This is a genomic window from Actinoplanes sp. NPDC049681, from assembly GCF_044465265.1.
Classification (GTDB): Bacteria; Actinomycetota; Actinomycetes; order Mycobacteriales; family Micromonosporaceae; genus Actinoplanes.
The window spans coordinates 247471-268287 of the sequence record NZ_JBITLP010000009.1 but is presented as its reverse complement, the minus strand read 5'-3'; the positions used below and the strand labels follow the sequence as shown (position 1 = coordinate 268287).

Genomic DNA, 20817 nt, shown 5'->3' with positions numbered 1-20817 from the left:
TCCGTTCCGGAACGCCGTGGTCCGTCCACAGTGCTGCCGCAGCGGTAGCAGCGTTGGCACGTTTCCGTGAGTTGCCGCGGCGGCGGAGCCGCCATGCTGATTCCTGCCCGCGCATCACGAGAAGTGAATGCGGGAAGGCGCATCGCGCCGCATGAATCTCACGGGGAAGGAACACTTCGATGCATCGTCTCGCCCAGGTCTTCGGGGCTACCACGCTGGTGGCCCTCGCTGCCGCCTGCAGCAGCACCACGACCCGGCATGAGGACGCCGCCGCGGTACCGGCCGGTGCCGGTTCGTCCGCGGCCGCACCGGCCGCATCGGCCGGCAATGCTCCGGCAGCCACACCCACGCCCCGGGCGTCGTCGAGCGCGTCGCCGACGTCCCAGCCGGTCAAGATGACCGATCCGGCCCACCTGACCATCCACCCGGACCACATCGGACCGCTGAAGATCGGCATGAGCCTGCGTGCCGCCAAGGCGACCGGCCTGATCGTCGTCAACACCGACCAGGACGCTGCCGGTTCCGGCGGCTGCGTGAGCGCGCACTGGAAGGGCCAGTCGGAGCACGTCTGGATGGTCTTCAACGGCAGGTACGGGCTGCGCGCCCTCGACTCGTTCGGCGACCAGAAGACGCCGGAGGGCATCAAGCCCGGCAGCACGCTGGCCGCGGTGCGCCGGGCGTATCCGCACCTCACGTGGCGCGTTGACGGCGACGAAACCCCCGATGCGCGGCGAACCGGCGGCGACGCCTTGGTGGACGCCGTGAAGGGCGACGGCGCGCACTACCGGATCAACATCCAGAAGAAGAAGGTCACCGACGTGCAGCTGGAAAGCGACCGAACCGGCTGCTACGAGTGACAGCCCGCGCCCGCATGCACTGACGTCGGAGGCCGGGGCCTTCCTCCAGCGCTGGTTGGCGGAAGGCCCGGCCGGGCCCCTGACACCTCCGCCGTCAGCGGTGCACGTAGGCGGCGAGGCCACCGAGCTCTTCGCTGGCGATGAATACCGACCGTACGTTGATGATGGCTTCCTCGGCGTGGGCGGTGCAGCCCCACGCCGAGTCGCCCCACGAGTCGGCGACCTTGAGTTCGGCCGGTGCGGTGCACCCTTGCTTGCCGCCGAGCTGACAGTGTGCGGGGCGCGGGGTGGCGGCCTGCGCGGCCGCGGCGGCGCGCATCCGGGCAGCGAGTTCCGCGGCTGCGACGGCGCGCTGTTCCGCATCGGCGCGCAGCTTCCGTTCTGCTTCCACCGCTTCGGCCAGGGCGTCGTGGGCTGCCTTGGCGCGTGCCTCGGCGGCGGTCTTCGCCTGCTCGATGTGGTGGCGCTCGATGGCCAGGGCCGCGGTGTCGGCGAAGACGCGGGTGAGCGCGAGATCGCTCTCCTGCGGGACGCGCGGGGTGCGGTGGTAGATGGCGAAGGTGCCCAGCAGGGTGCCGTCGCGAGCCAGGATCGGCGCGGACCAGCAAGCGGCGAGCCCGGCCCGCTCGGCCAGGTCGCGGAAGTCGGTCCAGAACGGGTGGGCGGCGATGTCGCTGACGATGACCGGTTGCCTGCGGTGGGCGGCCGTGCCGCAGGAGCCGACACCCTCACCGGTGGCGATCCCGTCGATGGCCTGGTTGTAGAAGTCCGGCAAGCTCGGCGCGGCGCCGTGACGCAGGTGCTGCCCGTCGGACTCGGCGAGCAGGATGGAGACGAGCATCTCCTGGGGAGCCACGTTTTCGATACAGCGGGCCATCCCGTCGAGCACTTCGCTCAGGGGTGCCTGGCGGGCGATCTGTTCGAGGACGGCGCGGTGTTCGGCCATCAGCCGCTGGGCGTGCTTGACCTGGGTGATCTCCACGCCGATGACCCGGATCGCCGTCACGCTGCCGTCGGCGTCCCGGCGAGGCTCGTACGTGAAGTCGAAGAATGCCTCCCGCGCGTGCACTCCGGTGCCCACTGTGATGCGTACATCACTGCCGGTGAAGGACTCGCCCGTACGGTAGACCTGATCCAGCAGCTCGACGAAGCCCTGGTCCGCCAGTTCGGGCATCAGCTCGGCGACCGTGACGCCGGTGCGTGCCCGTTGCTCGCCGATGGCGGCGAAGAAGGCCGGGTTCGCCGCCTCCACCATGTGCTCCGGCCCCGTGAGCAACGCGAAAGCGACGCTGGACTGCCCGAACAGGGCCCGCAGGTCCTCGTCTGCTGCGCCCCCGGCACCAGCCGGATCGGCGGTGGCGCGTTGGTCTGGTACCGCCGTCATGGTGTGCGTCCCCTCATCCTCTGCGCTGCGAATGGTAGATGGATCGGGTGCCGGCCGCAGTGCGGCACGACCGTCCTCGCCGAGCACGACGGACCGGGGACCACCTTCCACATCACCATGCCCGCCAAGATGCCGAGCTGACTCGACGACCGATCCGCGTCACGGCGATGCGGGTGGTGCATGCGCAGGCGTCACGGTCGCGAGGGGATTCGCCCGCGAACTCGTACCGGCAGTGCTGCGCCGGCGTAGGTAGTCGTACAGGTCGGCCAGCGGCGCGGGCCTGGCGAAGAGGTATCCCTGGGCGAGATCGCAGTGCAGGGCGCGTAGTCGTTCGGCCTGGGTGGGGGTCTCGACGGCCTCGGCGATCGTGGTGAGCTCGAGGCTGCGCCCGAGTTCGACGATCGCGCGGATGAACGCGAGCTCGCGCACGCCCCCGGTCTCGATCTGCTGTGCGGTGAAGGAGCCGTCCATCTTGAGGATGTCGACGGGCAGTTCGCGCAGGTACGCCAGGGAGGAGTAGCCGGTGCCGAAGTCGTCGACGGCGATACGAACCCCGTTCTCGCGCAGTTGTTGCAGTTGGGCGGTGACAGTGGCGGCATCGGTGATGGAAGTGACCAGGACCGTTTCGGTGATCTCGACGATCAAGGCCGGCCCGGGTACGTCGCTGGTGTGCAGCAGGTGCAGCAGCCGGGTCGCGAACAGTGGGTCGCGCAGTTGATGCGCGGAGACGTTCACGGTGACGGCGACCCCGTTCTCGCGCCAGAGCCGGCGAAGGTCCGTGCTGACCTGGCGGAGAACCCAGTCGCCGATCGCGGTGATGGCACCGCTCTGTTCGGCCAGCGGAATGAAACGGTCCGGAGGGATGCGGGTTCCGTCGGGACGGGTCCAGCGCAGCAGCGCTTCCGCAGCCACCACGTCCCCGGTGGCCAGTTCGACGATCGGTTGGTAGTGCACCCCGAGTTCGCCCGCTTCCACGGCCTGGTGCAACTGGGCCACCAGTTCGGTGTTGGCCAGGCGCTCTGCGTGCACGGCCGGGTCGAAGAACGCGACCTGGTCCCCACCGCGTGCTTGGGCAGTGCGCCGCGCCAGGTCCGCGTCGCGCAGAGCCTGCGAGCCCGGTTGCCCGGCCGGTACGCGAACCGCGCCGATGCTGACGGCGAAGCGTCGTGCGCCCAGCCCGCGCAACCGGTAGGGGCGGTGCACGGCGGCGAGGACGCGCCGGCCGAGATCGTCCTCGTCGGCATCGTCGTACACGGCGAACTCGTCGGCCGCCAGGCGCACCACGGTGGCATCGCTCGGTACGGCGGCGCGGATCCGTTCGCCGGTCTCGACCAGGATTTCGTCGCCGGCCTGCTGGCCGAAGGTGTCGTTGAAGTCGCGGAAGCCGTCGAGGTCGATCAGCCACAGCAGGTGGGAACGCCGGCCGGGCCGGTCCAGCCGTTCCTGCAGCATGACGCGGTTGCCCAGGCCGGTGAGCGGGTCCAGCTGCGCACGGTGGTTCAGCAGCGCGGCGAGTTGGGACAGCCGGACGATCAGCAGCGCGGACATCGCGGAGCCGAGGACTTCGAGCACGACCAGCCGCGTCACCTGATCGCGAGGCACTGCCGTGACGAGGCCGGCAATGCTCAGCAAGCTGATGCCGGCGGTCAGTGACACGTAGGCCGCCAGCCGGCGCCGGGACGCCGGTGACGGGTTGCCCGGCACGCTGCCGGTGCTGCGCGCCATCGACGGGTGCAGCGCCGCACCTCCGATGAGCAGGTAGGAGCCCAGATAACCGATCCCGGTGTACTTCTCGCGGCCGTCGCCGGCGATCAGCAGTGCGTGATAGCAGGTGTCGGTCAGCACGAGTAGTGCGGCCGAGGTGACCATCAACCGGTAGGCGGGGGTGCGTACCCGGGAGATCACCACGACGCGCACGCTCAGGACGAGGATCAGCAAGTCCATGCCGACGTAGAACAGGTAGCTGCCCAGGCGAAGCCCGGAGAAGCGACTGTCGAACAACAGGGGCGCGAACACCAGGATCCACAGCGCGGCGCCGCCGCCGACTGCCGCGATGGCGGCATCCACCGCCCCGTTGCGTTGGCGAGCGGGTCGCACCCACCGGTAGACGCTGGCCGCCAGGAACACCAATGCGCCCGCGTAGCAGGCATCGCCGGCGGAGGGAAACCGTGGCACCCCGCTCTCGTCCATCGCCAACGCCCAGCCCACATTGGCGAGCAGGGACATGGCGACCGACAACGCCAGCAACCACCAGGGTGCGGGCCAGACCGGCCGGTATCGGCGTACCCCCGCCGCGATCGCCACGATCACCGAAGCCGCGACAGCGACGTACACCCACACCCGCACCGACGGCGGAGACAGCGACCCCCCGACGAGTACGACGGCGCCCACGCTGAGGTACCAGCGGTACAGTCCCGCTACACCGGTGGTGGGTACCGACCGCGGAGAAATCTGGCGGCTCACCACCTATGGATAGCAACGCCCGGTTGCGACCGAGTCCTAATCCCCAGTACCCGCGGGCCTCCAGCGGTCTGACCTTTGCGACCTGCAAGGGGCAGCAAGCCGTGGCATTCGTGCTTTACGATGCGGGCCGCCCGGATTACCGCTGCTCGTGTCATGGAGGTCGCCCGATAATGTCGCACCGTTCCTGGTCTGCTGGAGTCGGCACTGCACTGACCGTCACCCTGACGGCGGTCGGACTGGGCGCGCCGGCGCAGGCGGCCGCTACCGGTACGGCGAAGGTGGTGGGCACCACCAAGGTGACTTTCACGGCAGCCTCCGGCAAGGCGAACTCCGTCACGGTGACCCGTTCGGGCAGAGTGATCACGATCGATGACAAGGTCGCCGTCAAGCCCGGTCACGGTTGCCGGAAGGACGGCCACGACGCCACGAAGGTGGCTTGCACGACCCCCTCGACGCCGACGCTCGTCACCATCGATGCGGGTGACAAGAACGACGTCATCACCAACAAGACCAACCTCGAGATGATCGGGCTCGGCGGCAGCGGGAACGACACCATCACGGGCGGCAGTGTCCGGGACTCGCGGCTCGACGGTGGCGCCGGCAACGACAAGGTGTACGGCGGGGGCGGCAACGACGACCTCTACGGCGGCTCGGGCAACGACCGGCTCAACGGTGGTGCGGATGCCGACGAGCTCGACGGTGGAACCGGGGCCGACCTTCTCCAAGGTGGTGCCGGCAGTGACCACGCCATCTACTGGACCCGGACACGAGGCGTGAACGCCGACCTGGACGGAAAGGCGGACGACGGGGAGCGGGGCGAGAAGGACACCATCGCGACCGACGTGGAGAACCTGTGGGGAGGCTTCGGCAACGACACCCTGACGGGTAACGAGCAGTCGAACTACATCGACGGCGGGGGCGGCAAGGACCTCATCCGCGGCGGTGCGGGCAATGACCTGATCGGCGCCGAGGGTTCACTGGGTAACACCATCTACGGCCAGGCCGGTGACGACTACATCAACGCCGGCGACGGCAACGACATGGTGTGGGGCGGCGCCGGCGCCGACTTCATCTACGGGGAGTCCGGCAACGACAAGGTGTACGGCGAGGCCGGCAAGGACGTGGTCGAGGGCGACGAAGGGAATGACGACCTGCGGGGCGGCCCGGACGACGACTGGCTGACCGGAGGCGCGGGCAACGACAAACTCTTCGGTGAGGCCGGTGACGACCAGATCCGGGGCACCGGTGACATCGTCTCCGGAGAGTCCGACACCGAGCTCGACGCGGCCGACGGTGGACCCGACGGCACCGAGGCGGGCGACACCTGTTCCGTCGGCGCTGCCGGTACGAAGGTCAACTGCGAATAGCCGCGCCCATGCGTTGCACGGCTTCGCGCAGGATCGCGGAGGACGTCCCGAAGTTGATCCGGACGAACCCGGCTCCGCCCGTGCCGAAGACGTGGCCCGAACTCAGCGCCACTCGAGCCTCGTCGAGAAACATCTTCGCGGGCCCGGACAGGTCGCCCACCACACCGGGTGCGTCCGGTGCGCCGGTCGAGTGCAGTCCCAGCCGTCGGCAGTCCACCCAGGCGAGGTAGGTCGCCTCAGGGCGGACCATGTCGACGAGCGGCAGATGTTCGGACACCAGCGACGCGAGGAGACTGCGGTTCTGGTCGAGGCCCTGCAGGAGGGCATCGAGCCAAGCGCGACCATGATTGAGGGCGGCGGTGTGGGCCAGGACGCCGAGATGGCTCGGTCCGTGGCTGACTTCTTCGGGCAGCCGGGCCAGGTCGGCGGCGGCCGCGGGCCCGGCGACCAGCAGAGCGGCCTTCAGGCCCGCCAGGTTCCACCCCTTCGACGCGGAGAACAGCGCGAACGCGTCCTCGGCTCCGGGCACGCTCAGGTACGGGACGAACTGCGCGCCCGGCAGGACCAGGGGTGCGTGGATCTCGTCGGCGACGACCCGTACGCCGTGCCGACGCGCGAGCGCCGCAACGGCGGTCAACTCGGCGCGGGTATGCGCGGCGCCGGTCGGATTGTGCGGGTTGCACAACAGCAGCACCGCACGGGGCGAAAGCCGTCGGGCCGCGGTGAACGCCCCGGCGAGCGCATCGAGGTCGAGCCGCCCGTCAGGGCCCAGCGGTGCCTCGACCACGCGGCGGCCGGCGTGGCTGACGAAGGCGTAGAACGGTGGATAGACCGGGGCGCAGACGACGACGGCGTCACCGGGTTCGGTGATCAACCGTAAGGTCTCCACGATCCCCATCATCACGTCCGGCACGACGGCGGTCCGTTCGATCGCGATCCCGTCCCAGTCCCAGCGGTCCGCCGCGAAGCCGGCCAGCGCGTCGGCGTAGGCACGGCCGCCGGGGTAGCCGGTGTCACCCGCATCGATCGCCCGGTGCAGGATCTCGGCCACCGCGGGGGCGAGCGGGACGTCCATCTCGGCGACCCACAGCGGCAGCACATCGTCCGGGTGAGCGGTCCATTTGATGCTGGTGCGGGTGCGCAACTGGTCGAGTGTCAACTGCTCGAGCGGGTTGGCCATGCCTACGACACTAGGGCCGCGGCGACCGGCGAGACCGACTCGTCCGGCAGCACGATCCGGAACTCGTACCGGTGGCCGCTGGTCAGCCTGGCCGTCTCGAAACGGTTGCCGTACACCGGGAAAGGGTCGGTGCGCCAGTCCTCGCCGGCGGTCGCATCCCGCAGCTGGATCCGGTACATCAGCCCGCTGCGGTTCTCCTGCCAGGTGACGGTGGCCGCGCCGGCTGTCTCGCTGAGGGCCACGATGAGGGTGGGCATGGGCGCGGCGAGGCGTACCGTGACGGCCTTGGACCGGGGACCGGTGTCGCCGTCGCGGAATGCGGCCACCTGGAACTCGTACGTGTGGCCGTCGATCAGGTTGTGCACCGTCGCCTCGGTGCCCTCGACCGGCACCTCCTCGCGGACGAACTGCCGCTCGCCCGCGGTCACGTCGCGCCGGAACAGCCAGTACCAGGCCGAGCCGGTGGATTGCCAGGTCAGCTTGCCGAAGCCCGGACCGGCCTCCGCCTTCAGCCCCGCCGGCACCTCGTCCCCGGCGGCGACATCCGCCCGCGCGGTGACCGTCGGCGACCACGGGCTCTCCCCGCCGTCGTTGACCGCGGCGACCGCGAACTCGTACTCGTGGGCCGGGGTCAGCGGGCCGGTGTCGAAGGTGGTGCCCATCGCCAGGCCCGGCGGCCCCCACCGGGTCTCGTCCCGGGTCAGGTCGCGGCGATAGATCCGGTAGCCGATGTCCGGCGCGACCTGCTGCCAGGTCAGCTGGATCGAGCCGTCGGCCTCGGCCTCGGCGGTGGGCCGGCCGGGTGCCGGAGGTACGGCCACGGTGGGCGTGATCTGTACGGGCTGAGAAGGCCTGCTGCGGCCGCCACCGCCGACGGCCACCACCGTGATGTCGTACCGGTGGCCGTTCCGCAGCGGGCCGATCGTGGCGCTCAGGCCGGGGTACGTGCCGGCCGACGACGGTTCGGCGGTGCGGTCGCGCACGACCACTTCGAACAGCTGGACGTACGGGATCGGCTGCCAGTGCACGGTGACCCGGCCGTCCGGTCCGGACTCGGCGCGTACTCCGGTCGGGGCGCCCGGAGGTGGCACGGTGGCCCGCATCGTCGCGGTGGCGGACAGCGGGCTCTCCCGGCGGCCGGCCACGGCGGTCACGGCGAACGCGTACTCGTGCCCGTTGACCAGGAAGTCCGAACGGAAACTCGTCGCCGGGCCGGGTCCTTCGCCGGGCAGGCGTACGAAATGCGTCTGCGCCTCGGTGACGTCGCGCCGGTAGATCCGGTAGGTGATCCCGTCGCCGCGCACCGGCTGCCAGGTCAGGCCGGCGGTGCCGGCGCCGTCGGCGGAGGCCGTGAGGCCGTGCGGTGCCGGCGGGCGCCGGGCCGAGGAACCGGAAGGCGGCCACTCGACCTCCACGAACCGCGGCCGGTAGATGCTCGCGTCGGCATAGGTGACCGCCAGGTCCAGGTCGTTGACGTTGTAGGAGATCAGCAGCCGGCCCTTGCGGGCGAGGTCGAGGTGCAGGTCGGCGTCGTAGACGATGTGGCCGGCCCGGACCTCGGGCGCGCTGAACAGGTAGTGCGGACCGCCGAACGGGCCGGTCGGCGACGTCGCGGTGTACGCCACGAAGTCCGCGCTGAAGGTCAGATTGTTCTCGTGGGTGACCAGGACGTAATAGCCGCCGACCCGGCGTACGCCGAAGTTCGTGCCGACGCCGCTGAGCAGTCGCGCCGACTCGGACTCGGTGGTGGACCACGCGGAGCCGGTCCAGAATTCCCAGGAGTGCGTGAGGTCCGTGCCGTGCACCCGGGCCAGGTGCGCGAATTTCATGGCACCGGCCGCCTCGGTGCCGTAGACGTATGTCCACTCGCCGTCCGGCATCACCTCGGAGCCCCACGAGATCGTGGTGCCCAGCGGCAGCTCCCGCACGGTGCCGAGGGCCAGACCGGGCAGCTCGAAGGTGGCCAGCCCGGTGCCGGTCAGCCGGTGGTCCAGCGGGCCGGCGCCGGTGCGCCGATACCGGTTCACCAGCACCTGGACCGTGCCGCCGGTGACCGCCGCGTCGCCCACCCAGGAGAACTCGTCGTCCGGCTCGGTGGGCACCAGCGACGCTCGCCGCTCGGGCGTACCGCCGGAGCGCAGCGGGCCGAGCTCCGTGCCGGTCTGCACGATCGCCGAGTTGTGGATCAGCCCGGAGGTACGGGGCCGGGAGCCGTCCGCGCCGGGGCTGCCGAGGTACGTGTCCGAGAAGAGCCAGAGGGTCCGGCCGTCGGGCAGCGGCACCGAGGCCGTCCGGTCGGCGCCGAGCCAGGTGCCCGACGTGTCGCCGTACCGTTGGAACATCGCGGTCAGCTCGTCGGCGGCGATCCCGCCGCCGTCGTCCGGTGAGCCCGGCGAAGCTGCCGCCGCCAGGGTCGCTGCCGCCAGCGCCACCGCCAGCACGCATCCCAGCGTTCGCCGCGCCACCCAGTGCACTTCCGCCCCCCCGTCCGATTCTCAGCCGACCGAGAGACTTTCATCCTCTGGTCGCACGTCGGGAACGGGTGTGCGGACCCGGAGCGCCACCAGCCCGCCCATCACGATCAGGGCGGCCGCGGCGGCGCCCAGCGCACCCAGCGCGATGCCCTCGACGGTGTGCGGCAGCACGAGCCAGGCCGCGAGCACGAACACCGCGGTGATTGCGCACAGCGGCGCCGACGGCCACTTCGCCCCGGCCGCCACCTGCGCGTTGACCAGCATGAACACCACGCCGTAGCAGGCGCCGGTGGCCGCGAAGATCCAGGCGTGCCGCCCGAGTTCCACGTAGCCCGGGCCGCCGGCGAGCCGGAACGCCAGGCCGCCGACGAGGGCCGCGGCGGACACCAGCACGGCGCCGCACGCGCCGACCAGCAGCAGGCCGAGGCGCAGCGTGCGGCGGTTGCCCTGGGCCAGCCGGGGCAGGGCCAGGATCGTCACCACCTGCGGTGCCCACAGCGCACCCTTGGTGAGGACCGTGCCGACCGCGTACGCCCCGGAGGCGTCCGGTGCCAGGAAGCGGCGGGCGAGCAGCAGGTCGGCGTACGAGACCACGAGCATCGCGAGGGTCGCTCCGCCGGCGGTCAGCACGGCACGCAGGGGGAGCGGCTCGCCTTCCTTCGGTACGCCCGTTCGGCGGGCGAGCAGGTGGAGCACCGGCAGGGCGAGGATCGCGGTGGCCGCCCCGATGAGCAGCGACGGGATCAGCCCGGCGCCGGCGGCCAGGCCCAGGACGACGCCGCCGTACCGCCCCCCGGCCACCACCGCGATGCCGGCCGCGAGCGGCAGGAACCGCTGGTCGCCCTGCATCTCGCCGAGCCACCGGCCGGCGGCGACCACGCCTACCGTGGAGACCGCGGCCAGTGCCGTCGCGGCGGCCGGAAGGTGCAGCACGGTGACCGCGACCGGCATGGCGAGCAGCAGTGCGCCGGCGGCCCCGAGCACCGTGTAGAGCGCGGACCGGGTGGTGGGCACCGGACCGGAGCGAGCCCGGTGTACGGCCACCGCGATCTGCAGTCCGGTGCTCGCCACCCCGGCGATCGCGGTCATGGCGAGCAGCGTGGCCAGCGCGCTGAGATCGGCGGCGGTGAGCTTGCGCGCCCCGAGCACGGGTACGACGTACGCCAGCGCGTTGGCCAGCACGCCCGCGGCGGTGACCGCGAGCCCCGCCGTGCCGATCCCGTTACCTTTCGCCATTCCTGCCCGTCCTGGTTCCTGTCGTGGCCGCGTGGATCAGACTAGGTCGTGACATTGCGACGGCTCGCCCTTCCGACGACGGCGCTCCTGGTCACCGTGCTGGTGCTCGCGCCGCTGGCCGCGCCGGGTTACGTCCTCTCCTACGACATGGTGTTCGTGCCCCGTCAGCCGCTGCGCTGGGAACTCGTCGCGCCGTCGGCCACGCTGCCGCGGGCGGTGCCGCTGGACGCGCTGGTCTCGCTCGTCACCCAGGCGGTGCCGGGCTGGCTGGTGCAGCGGGTGGTGCTGGCCGCGGTGCTGCTCCTTGCGGCGCTCGGCGCGGGCCGTCTGGTCCCGGCCGGGCGGCTCGGCACCCGGCTGATCGCCGCAGTGGCGTACGCGTGGACCCCGTACCTCGCCGAGCGGCTGCTGCTCGGGCAGTGGGGACTGCTGCTCGCGTACGCCGCCCTGCCCTGGATCGTGTCCGCCGCCCCGCGCATCCGTGAGGGTGACCGCCGGGCCCTTCCCGCGCTGCTCGGATTCGCCGCGCTGGCGGCGGTGACCCCGACCGGCGGGGTGATCGCCCTGGCGGCCGTCGCGGCGCTCGCCGCGCGCCGTACCGTCCTGAGCGCCGTGGCGGTGGCCGGGACGGCGCTGCTCAACGCACCCTGGCTGATCGCCGGCGTGCTGACCGACGCCGACGCCCGCACCGACCCGGCCGGCGTCGCCGCCTTCGCGGCCCGCGGTGAGGGCTGGAGCGGTCCGCTCGGTGCGCTGGCCGGCACCGGCGGGATCTGGAACGCGCAGACCACGCTGCCCAGCCGGGCGTCGGTGCTGGCCCCGCTCGGCACGCTGCTGCTGGTCGGGCTGGCGGTGGCCGGCTGGCGTCCGCTGCGGGACCGCTGGCCGGCGGGCGTCGCGGCGCGCCTGCTCGCGCTGGCCGGCGGCGGCTTCCTGGTCGCCGCGTTCGTGCTGCTGCCGGGCGGCCGGGCGGTCCTGGAGCGGCTGGTCGCGGTGGTGCCCGCGGGAGGCCTCTTCCGGGACGGTCACAAGTTCATCCTCCCGTACGCTCTGCTGCTCTGCCTGCTGGCGGCCCTCGGCGCCGAACGCGCCGCGACCGTCGCCCGGGATCGCGCCGGCCGGGAGAGCGCCGCGCGGGTGGTGCTGGCCGGTGTCCTGCTGCTGCCGGTGGCGTTGCAGCCCGATCTCGCCTACGGCGCCGGGGGCCGGCTGCGGCCGGTGCCCTACCCGGCGGACTTCGCGGCGGTGGCCCGGATCGTGGCCGACCGCCCGGGTGCGGTGGTCTCGCTGCCGTTCGCCGCCTATCACACCTACTCCTGGAATCGTCGGCGGACCGTGCTGGATCCGCTGCCGCGCTACCTCGACGCCGAGGTGCTGACCGACGACCGGCTGGTCGTGGGGAATCTGGTGGTGGCCGGGGAGGACCACCGGGCCACCGCGGTCCGGCAGGCCCTGGCTTCCGGTGCGCCGCTGTCCCGGCTGGGGGTGCGCTGGGTGGTGGTGCAGCAGGTCGCGGGGGGTGTCCCGGTGCCGGATGCCGCCCTGGCCGGACTCCGGCTGATTCACGACGGACCGTTCCTGGACCTGTACGAGAACCCTCTTCGCAGGGAAGTTACTAGGTGGTAGCGTCCCCGCCCACGCAGAGCCGACAAGCTTCTAGGAGGAGTCACATGATGAGCAGAGCCCTTCCGCTGCTGCTGGCCGGGGTCGTGGCGCTCGGTCTGGGCGCGCTCGGCACGGCGGCCCTGGTCAACAGCCTCGCCGGCTCGTCCAAGGCGACGGCGGGCAGCGTGAACGAGGAACAGGTGACCCGGGACGTCCTGCAGACGGGCGTCTACGGCACCAGGTGAGCGCGCGGTCCCGGCGTGCGAGGCGCCGGGACCGACGCCCTCGGCAGCTCCACCAGAGCGGCGAACTTCTCCCCGGCCGACGGCCAGGTGAACCGGTCCGCGTGTGCCCGGGCCGCGCTGCCCATCTCGGTGCGCAGCGCGTCGTCGGCGAGCAGCACACGCACCTTCGCGATGAAGTCGGCGTGATCCTCGGCGAGCAGGCCGGTACGGCCGTCGACCAGCGATTCCTCCACCCCGCCCGCGCCCCGGAACGCGATGTTCGGCGTGCCCACCGCGCCCGCCTCCACGATGGTGAGGCCCCAGCCCTCCTTGAGCGAGGGCGTCAGCGCGAGCCACGCCTCGCTCATCAGGACGCGCTTCTCCTCGTCGCTGACGAAGCCGGCGAATCGCACCCGCTCGGCGATGCCCAGATTCTTCGCGTACGCCCGCAGCTCGTCCTCCCACCAGCCCTGGCCGGCCACCACCAGGCTCAGGCCGGGGAACTGCGAGCACAGTTCGGCCACCGCGTCCAGCGCCATCTCCACCCGCTTGTGCGGCACGAGGCGGCCCACCACCACGAGCGACGGCTCCGGCGTACGGGCGACCGGCGCGGCCGGGGCCATCTCCGGCGTGCCGTTGTGAACGATCGTGACGCGCTCCGGGTCGATGCCGAGGACGGCCAGCTCGTCGCGGGTCGCGGCGGAGACGGTGACGTAGCGGCACCTCCGGTAGACCCGCGGCGCCAGCCATGACTCGATCCACCAGCCGATCCGGGCGAGCCGCGGCGTCAGGACGACCGGCCACTGCTCGCGGTGCACGTGGTGCACGAGGGCGATGACCGGACGGCGGCACCACAACGGGGACAGGAAGGGCAGGCCGTTACCGACGTCGACCAGGACGTCGGGCCGGCCGCCGCGGCGCCGGCTCAGCGGGCCGAGGCCGACCATGCCGAGCAGGTAGGCGAGCGCGGCACGCAGGTAGACCGTGTGACGGCCGCCGCGGCGCAGGACGCGCAGTCCCGCGGCCGTCGTCTCCTCGGCCGGGCCCTCGCTGTGAGCCGCGCAGAAGAGGGTCGCCCGGTGCCCCCTGCGGATCAGTTCCTCGGCGATCTTCTCCACGTAGACCTCGGAACCACCACCATGGGGATTGCGGGTGTCCCGCCAGTTGAGGAACATGACGTGCCGGTCGGTAGCGGCTGATATGTTCACATTCACCTCTACTGGTGAGTAACATTGTTGGCCGCGTCACACTATGGGCGGTCCGGGGACGCCACAATGGCGAAACAGGAGGACGATGCATCACCCACTTAACCGAGTCGAACAGGCCGAAGTGGGTGGTCGAGTTCCTCGTTCGGTCTGGCGGATGCGCCTGCTCACGGTCTGCCTCGGCCTCACCGCGCTGGCCTTCCTGCAAGATCCAGGGCTCACCGTGATCGACACCAAGGTCGACCTCACGGTCGACCCGGCGGGGTGGCTGGCCCGCGCGCTGCACGTCTGGGATCCGGCCGGCACGTTCGGGCAGCTGCAGAACCAGGCGTACGGCTACCTCTGGCCGATGGGCTCGTTCTACCTGGTCGGCAAGCTGCTCGCGATCCCGGCCTGGGTGACCCAGCGGCTCTGGTGGACCGTGGTCATGACGGTCGCGTGCACCGGCCTGGTGAAGCTGGCCGAGCGGCTCGGCATCGGCTCGCCGTGGGCCCGGCTGATCGCCGGCGCCGCCTTCGCGCTCTCGCCCAGAATGATCACGGAGCTCGGCCCGATCTCCGTCGAGGCGTGGCCCAGCGCGCTGGCGCCGTGGGTGCTGATCCCGCTCGTCGGGCTGGCCCGGGGCGCACCGCTGCTGCGCTCGGTGGCCCTGTCCGCCCTGGTCGTGGCGTGCGCCGGGGGCGTGAACGCGACCGCCGTCATGGCCGTGCTCCCGCTCGCCGCGCTCTGGCTGCTCGGGCTGCGCCCGCCCGCTCTGCGGATCAAGGCGCTCGTCGCCTGGGGCGTCGCGGTCGGCTGCGCCACCGCGTGGTGGGTGGTGCCGCTGCTCCTGCTGGGCCGGTACAGCCCGCCGTTCCTGGACTACATCGAGACCGGGGCGGTGACCACGGCGCCCACCGACATGGTGTCGGTGCTGCGCGGGGCGTCGCACTGGCACGCGTACCTGAGCAGCTCGTTCGGCCCGCCGTGGACGGCCGGCTGGCGGCTGGCCACCGAGCGGCCACTGGTCGTGGCCTCCCTGGTGGTGGCCGGCCTCGGCATCGCCGGGCTGGCCCGCCGCGGCATGCCGCACCGGTGGTTCCTGATCACCGGGCTGCTGGTCGGCCTCGCCCTGGTCGGCCTGGGGCACGTCGGCGCGGTCCCCGGCCTCTTCGCCGAGTCCCAGCGGGCGTTCCTCGACGGGGCCGGCGCACCGCTACGCAACGTGCACAAGTTCGATGTGATCGTCCGGCTCCCGTTGATCCTCGGTCTCGCCCACCTCCTCACGGTGTTCGCCCGGGCGGCCAGCACGGCCACCGGCCCGCGGGTCGGCCCGGCCCGGTGGCGCGCGGGCGCGCTGACCGGCGTGGCCCTGATCGGCGTGGCCGGGGTGGCGGCGCCCGCCCTCGGCGGCGGGCTGGCCGCGCAGGGCAGCTTCCGGACCGTGCCGGGCTACTGGCGGGAGGCGTCCGGCTGGCTCAACCGGCACCTCGACCAGGAGCACGTGCTGGTGGTCCCGGGTAGCCGCTTCCCGCGCTACCTGTGGGGCAGCCCGAGTGACGAGATCACCCAGCCGCTGCTGGACAAGCGGTGGGGCGTGCGCAGCTCGATCCCGCTCACTCCGCCGGAGACCATCCGGGTGCTGGACGCCATCGACCACACCCTGACCAGCGGCGCCGGCTCGGCCGGGCTGGCGCAGTACCTGGCCCGCTCCGGGGTGCGCTACCTGCTCCTGCGCTCGGACCTGGACTACGGCCGCTCCGGCGCCACCCAGCCGGCGATCGTGCGGCAGTCGCTGGCCCGCTCGCCGGGACTGCGCCAGGTCGCCGGATTCGGCCCGGACGTGGGCGGCGGTCACCTGCCCGGCATCTTCGTCGACAACGGGCTCAACCCGCGGATCCGGGCGCTGGAGGTCTGGGAGGTCACGCAGGCCGTCGCGCCGGTGGTGGCGTACGACGCCGGCCACCTCACCACGGTGGTGGGGGGCCCGGAGTCGGTGCTCGACGCGGCGGCCGCCGGAGTGCTGCCGGCCGGGCCCACGGTGCTGGCCGGGGACCGTACCAAGGAAACCGCCGCCGGGCCGGTGCTGCTCACCGACGGGCTGCGCCGCAGGGAAGTGTCCTTCGGCCTGTCCCACGACAGCGCCTCGGCCACCATGCAGGCCGGCGAGCGGGGCCGGCTCGACGCACCGGCCCGCGACTACCTGCCGGCGTGGAGCGAGGGCAACGAGACGGTCGTCGGCTACCGGGGGATCCGGACGGTTACGGCCTCCAGCTCGTTCGCCGAGGCGCAACCGTTGTCCGGGGCGCGGCCCGCGTACCAGCCGTTCGCGGCGCTCGACGGCGACGCCGACACCTCGTGGCGCTCGGCGCCCGGGACGGTCGCCACCGACCAGTGGTTCGAGGTACGCCTGCCGGACGCCCAGCTGATCCGCGAGGTGCGGCTGACGTTCGACCTGGGCACCGATTCGATACCCACCCGGATCACCGTGACCTCCGGGCCGAACCCACCGGTGAGCCTCGACGTCACCGGCACGACGATGACCGTGCCGTTGAGCGCCGCACAGCGCTCCGACCGGATCCGGGTCGCATTCGACCGGGTCCAGGACGTACGCCTGGGCTTCGGCGGCGTCGGCATCACGGAGCTGACCATCCCCGGGCTGCGCGCCGAGCGGACCCTCGTGGTGCCGCGCAGCCCGGTACCCGGCGTGGCGCCCGGCATGGTCTTCACCGCCGCCCCGGCCGTGCCCGCCTGCTACTTCGTGAACGACGGCCACCCGGCCTGCAACGGCGACCTGGCCCGCGCCTCGGAGGACGGCACCCGGATCGACCGGACCGCGACCGTCCCCGTCGCCGCGCGCTACGACCTCACCGTCAAGGCTCGCCCACGACCCGGTTCGGCGCTCAACGCGCTGCTCGACGCCGGCGGCCGGGCGGCGGTGGCCCAAGGGATCATCCCGACCGTCACCGCGTCCAGCATCGGCGTGCTGGAGCCGTCCGCCCGCCCGGGCGCGGTCGCCGACGGCGATCCGGGCACCGCCTGGTACGCCGCCGACGACGACAAGCACCCGTGGCTGCGGATGGTCTGGCCGTCGAGCAGGAAGATCTTCGGGGTACGGCTGACGGTCGGGGCCGACACGGCAGCGGCCCGGCCGTGGCAGATCACCGCGATCGGCGACGGGGACGTCCGCAACGGCTTCCTGGACGACGGCGGGACGCTGCTGTTCGATCCGCCGATGACCACCGACGAGGTGACCCTGCTCATCGCCGACACGGTGCGCGCGGCGTCCTACGACCCGTACCGCAACGTGCAGCGCGAGCTACCGGTGGCGGTCGGCGAGTTCACCGCGCTGCCGGACCCCGCGCCGGCCCGGGCGCCGGAGACCACGACGGTCGACCTTGGCTGCGGCAGCGGGCCGCAGGTCGTGGTGGACGGCGTCGCCCGGTCCACGGCGCTCGTCGCCAGTCGCCGTGACCTTCTCCAACTGCGCGAGGTCGATGCTCACGTGTGCGGCGCCGGAGCGGCGGACCCGGTGCCGGTGGCCGCCGGCGAGACCCGGATCGTGGCCGCCGCCTCGAAGCTGGCCACGCCCAGCAGCCTGGTCATGACCCCGGTGAGCAACCGGCGCGGCGTGCCCTGGCGGGACTTCGGCGACGCGGCCGCCGGGACGGGCCCTGAGACTCCGGTACGGGTCGACGCCTGGGCCGCCACGACCCGCCGGCTGCACCTGGACGCCTACCCGAACCAGCGGGTCATCGCACTGCGCGAGAACGCGAACGTCGGCTGGAGGGCCAGCATCGGCGGCCATGTTCTGCCGTCCGTGGTGGTCGACGGCTGGCAACAGGCCTGGCTCGTGCCGCCCGGCGCGAGCGGCGAGGTGGTGCTGCGCTTCGGACCGGACCGGGTCTACGGCGCCGCCATGATCGGCGGCGCCGTGCTCCTCACCGGTGTGGCGGTGACCGGTGCCCTGGCCGGACGGGACGGGGGCGGCCCTCCCGTCCCGGTGCCCGCCTACGGCCGGCGACGCCGCCGGGTGGTGCTGCCGCTCGTGTTCGGCGGTGTCGCGCTGGTGTCCGTGGGCGGTGTGGCGGCGGCCGGCCTGGTCCTGCTCGGCGCGGCCGCCGTCCTCATGGCACGGATCCTGCAGCCGTACCTCGTGCACCACGACCGGCGGCGGCTGCGCCGGCTCGGGCTGCTGGCGGGCTGGCTGCTGCCGGTCGGGTTCTTCGCACTGGCGGGCCTGCTCGCGGTGCGCCTCGGTGGGCACACCGCGGCGCTGCCTCAGCTGACCGCGGTCGGCTCGGCCGTCATGCTGTGGCTCTCCGTGGTGCTGGGCCGCGGCGGTCTCGGCCAGCGGTGGCTCAAGCGCTGAGCCGGCTTCTCGATCAGGTAGTAGCTGAGGGCGGCGAGCGTCAGCCCGCCACCCACGGTGATCAGGTACGTGGACAGCAGCGGCCCCGTGAACTCCGGCCGCCCGGTCAGCGCGTACAGCTCCTCGAGCACGAACGGGTGCCACAGGAACAGGCCGTACGACACGGTGCCCAGCCAGCGGGCCGTACCGCCGCCGAAGATCTCCTTGGTCCGGGTGTGCGGCCCGAACGCCAGCGGCACCACGATCAGGATCGCCAGCAGGGTGTAAAGCAGCAGCTTGAGCCCGAACTCGGTCGCGGTCGGTTCGGCCAGGTCCCGCGGGCCAGCGATCGGCGTAGTGGCGATCGCGTAGACCGCCAGTGCGCCCACCCAGCAGGTCAGCGGCGCCGCTCCGACCTCGTCCAGGAAGCGCCAGCGTGGCCGGTGGCCGTGCCGCAGAGCCACGTGCACCGCGGCCAGTGCCATGCCGCCGCCGAACCACAGGCCGTACGCCGGCAGCCACATGGTGTGCAGGCTGCCGGACAGCACCCCGGCGCCGATCAGCCCCACCCACGTGCCGGTGATCAGGAACCCGCCGGCGATGATCGCCCATGGCCGCCCGGTCCGCTTGCGCCCGCTCACCAGCAGCGCGGCCAGCAGCGGCAGCACCGCGTAGAACGCCACCTCGGTGGCCAGGCTCCAGGTCTGGCTCAGGCCGTGCCGGAGATGGTCGGGTGCGTAGATCTGGGTCAGCGTGAAGTGCCGCAGCCAGTCGCCGGCCGTGGCGTCGTCGTTGCGCGGCAGCACCAGCAGGCAGACGGCCACCGTCACCCAGTACGCCGGAAGCACCCGCAAGGCCCGCCGCCACAGGTAGCGGCCGGTGCCCGGACCCGGCTCGCCGGAGGCCTGAGCGTGCGCCCAGGGCCGGTACAGCAGGAATCCGGACAGTACGAAGAACACCGCCACTCCGGAGTCCATCCGGGCGAACCAACCGCTCCACGGTCCGCCGCCGGTGTTCAAACCGGTCGCGAAGCCGACGTGGTGGCCCACCACCGCGAGCGCGCCGATGACGCGTACCGCGTCAAGTGCGGGAACGCGATGCAGCGTGGCAGGCGAAATCGGTGCAGACATTGGGCCGTCCAAGGGTTCCGTAACTATGTGACTGGCGAGTAACCTCCCGGCAATTATCGGCGACGGCCCCCATGCGGAACAGCGGCCGGCCGGCTGAAGGGAAGGTTCGATGAAAGCTCGCTTGGGTGTCGTCCTGTTCGGCATCGGCGTTTTCGCCGTGGTAATCGCCGCGGGGCTCGCGTTCTACGTCGCGCCGTCGGTCGCCCGGCTCCCGTACGACCTTAAGCTCTGCACGGCGACGGTGAAGCAGGACTGCCTGCAGCCGAGTGTCGCCGAGGCGCAGAATGCCCATTTCCTTTACACCAAGGGCGGCGACGCACCGGAAGTCGGAATCAAGACCGGCACGCTGCGGTCCACCACCGAGATCTCCCCGCTGCCGGACACCACCGACAAGGAGCTGACCGGTGACCTCGCGGGCGAGGCCGTCGTCTGGAGGGGCCTCGGTACGGTCGTCTGGACCGAGAGAAACGAGATGGTCAGCCAGTACGAGGCGCTGATCGCCCTCGACCGGGACACCGCCGCGGGCGTCGACTGGAAGGGCCAGCGGCTCAACGACGTGGCCGCGCCGGAGGTTCCTGATCCGGTCTCCTACACCGGCCAGCTGTACAAGTTCCCGTTCGGCACCGAGCGGAAGAACTACGAGTACTTCGACCGGGACCTGCGCAAGGCGCTGCCGATCCAGTACAAGGACACCGAAAAGATCGACGGGCTTGAGGTTTATCGCTTCGAGCAGGTCATTCCGGAAACCACGGTGAATATCTCGCAGGACCGCATCGCGTCGCTGATCGGCACGTTCGCCAAGACGGCCACGAGCGGCGAGGTGAAGTACAGCAACACCCGTACCATTTGGGTCGAGCCGGTGACCGGGAACTTCATCAAGGTGTCCGAGCAACAGCGCAAAACCTTCGTGCCGGACAAGGGTGCGCCGACCGAACTTCTCAACGGCGACTTCGTGTACACCCCCGACACGGTGTCGCACAATGTCGCGTCGGCCGGTGAGACCAAGCGCCAGATCCAGCTGATCAGCCTCTGGGTGCCGATCGGCCTGGCCGTGCTCGGCGCGATTCTGCTGATCGTCGGACCCTGGATGGTGACCACGGGCCGCAAGGCCGCCCGCGGCCGCCACGAGGAGCTCACCGGCGAGAGTGACGTGCCCGAGGGCGAGGCCGCCGAGGGCGAGGACGAGGACGGCAGGGTCACGGCCTGACCGCTCCGCAGACCAGGCCCGCACCCCCGCCAGGGTGCGGGCCTGCTCCTTCGGCACCGCCGCCCGGCGGATGTCACCCGGCTCGGGGACCCGTACGGGGTTCCCGCCCGGATCGCTCTCGTCCTGGCTAGGTTCACGGCGATGCAGATGCCCCG

The 20817-nt window shown here is 72.0% G+C and carries 12 protein-coding genes and 1 pseudogene; 6 read left to right on the top strand and 7 right to left on the bottom strand.

All coding sequences use genetic code 11. The features are described from left to right. The first annotated feature begins 179 nt into the window (after positions 1 to 179). Positions 180 to 857: a hypothetical protein gene (locus tag ACIBO8_RS31150; protein WP_396118955.1), complete on the top strand. Its 678-nt coding sequence runs from the start codon at positions 180 to 182 to the stop codon at positions 855 to 857. 94 nt (positions 858 to 951) lie between these two features. Here ACIBO8_RS31150 and ACIBO8_RS31145 read toward each other — a convergent pair whose 3' ends face one another. Further along, the gene (locus ACIBO8_RS31145; RefSeq protein WP_396118954.1) at positions 952 to 2241 is read right to left on the bottom strand and encodes a GAF domain-containing protein; all 1290 of its coding nucleotides are present in this window, start codon (positions 2239 to 2241) and stop codon (positions 952 to 954) included. Between the two features lie 159 nt (positions 2242 to 2400). Continuing rightward, positions 2401 to 4632 (bottom strand): putative bifunctional diguanylate cyclase/phosphodiesterase, encoded by a 2232-nt coding sequence (locus tag ACIBO8_RS31140; protein ID WP_396118953.1) that lies wholly within the window; start codon positions 4630 to 4632, stop codon positions 2401 to 2403. Positions 4633 to 4805: 173 nt separating this feature from the next. Here ACIBO8_RS31140 and ACIBO8_RS31135 point away from each other — a divergent pair, with 173 nt between their 5' ends. Continuing rightward, entirely contained in the window at positions 4806 to 6071 is a 1266-nt protein-coding gene (locus ACIBO8_RS31135) for a calcium-binding protein (protein ID WP_396118952.1), read from the top strand. On the opposite strand, the gene ACIBO8_RS31130 is transcribed toward ACIBO8_RS31135, so the two are convergent. The 3 genes from ACIBO8_RS31130 to ACIBO8_RS31120 are packed head-to-tail and all read right to left on the bottom strand — an operon-like array spanning position 6058 to position 10961. Then, a complete protein-coding gene (locus ACIBO8_RS31130) occupies positions 6058 to 7251 on the bottom strand; it encodes a MalY/PatB family protein (protein ID WP_396118951.1) in 1194 nt (397 codons plus the stop codon). The two genes, ACIBO8_RS31135 and ACIBO8_RS31130, sit on opposite strands and share 14 nt — an antisense overlap. 2 nt (positions 7252 to 7253) lie before the next feature. Then, entirely contained in the window at positions 7254 to 9716 is a 2463-nt protein-coding gene (locus tag ACIBO8_RS31125) for a fibronectin type III domain-containing protein (RefSeq protein WP_396118950.1), read from the bottom strand. A 30-nt stretch (positions 9717 to 9746) separates the two neighbouring features. After that, positions 9747 to 10961 carry a polysaccharide biosynthesis protein gene (locus ACIBO8_RS31120; RefSeq protein ID WP_396118949.1) on the bottom strand — a complete coding sequence of 405 codons (1215 nt, stop codon included), beginning with the start codon at positions 10959 to 10961 and terminating at the stop codon, positions 9747 to 9749. Positions 10962 to 11009: 48 nt separating this feature from the next. Here ACIBO8_RS31120 and ACIBO8_RS31115 point away from each other — a divergent pair. Beyond that, positions 11010 to 12560, top strand: a pseudogene (locus ACIBO8_RS31115) (hypothetical protein); the annotation flags it as partial. Between the two features lie 74 nt (positions 12561 to 12634). Continuing rightward, positions 12635 to 12811 carry a hypothetical protein gene (locus tag ACIBO8_RS31110; RefSeq protein ID WP_396118948.1) on the top strand — a complete coding sequence of 59 codons (177 nt, stop codon included), beginning with the start codon at positions 12635 to 12637 and terminating at the stop codon, positions 12809 to 12811. On the opposite strand, the gene ACIBO8_RS31105 is transcribed toward ACIBO8_RS31110, so the two are convergent. Beyond that, the gene (locus tag ACIBO8_RS31105; protein ID WP_396119185.1) at positions 12796 to 13965 is read right to left on the bottom strand and encodes a glycosyltransferase family 4 protein; all 1170 of its coding nucleotides are present in this window, start codon (positions 13963 to 13965) and stop codon (positions 12796 to 12798) included. The genes ACIBO8_RS31110 and ACIBO8_RS31105 overlap by 16 nt on opposite strands. 187 nt (positions 13966 to 14152) lie before the next feature. Here ACIBO8_RS31105 and ACIBO8_RS31100 point away from each other — a divergent pair, with 187 nt between their 5' ends. Next, entirely contained in the window at positions 14153 to 18346 is a 4194-nt protein-coding gene (locus ACIBO8_RS31100; protein WP_396118947.1) for an alpha-(1->3)-arabinofuranosyltransferase family protein, read from the top strand. Here the strand turns inward: ACIBO8_RS31100 and ACIBO8_RS31095 are convergent. Continuing rightward, entirely contained in the window at positions 18256 to 19455 is a 1200-nt protein-coding gene (locus ACIBO8_RS31095; protein WP_396118945.1) for an acyltransferase family protein, read from the bottom strand. The genes ACIBO8_RS31100 and ACIBO8_RS31095 overlap by 91 nt on opposite strands. A 109-nt stretch (positions 19456 to 19564) precedes the next feature. Between ACIBO8_RS31095 and ACIBO8_RS31090 the strand changes: the two genes are divergently transcribed. After that, positions 19565 to 20662 carry a DUF3068 domain-containing protein gene (locus tag ACIBO8_RS31090; protein ID WP_396118944.1) on the top strand — a complete coding sequence of 366 codons (1098 nt, stop codon included), beginning with the start codon at positions 19565 to 19567 and terminating at the stop codon, positions 20660 to 20662. The last annotated feature ends 155 nt before the right edge of the window (positions 20663 to 20817 follow it).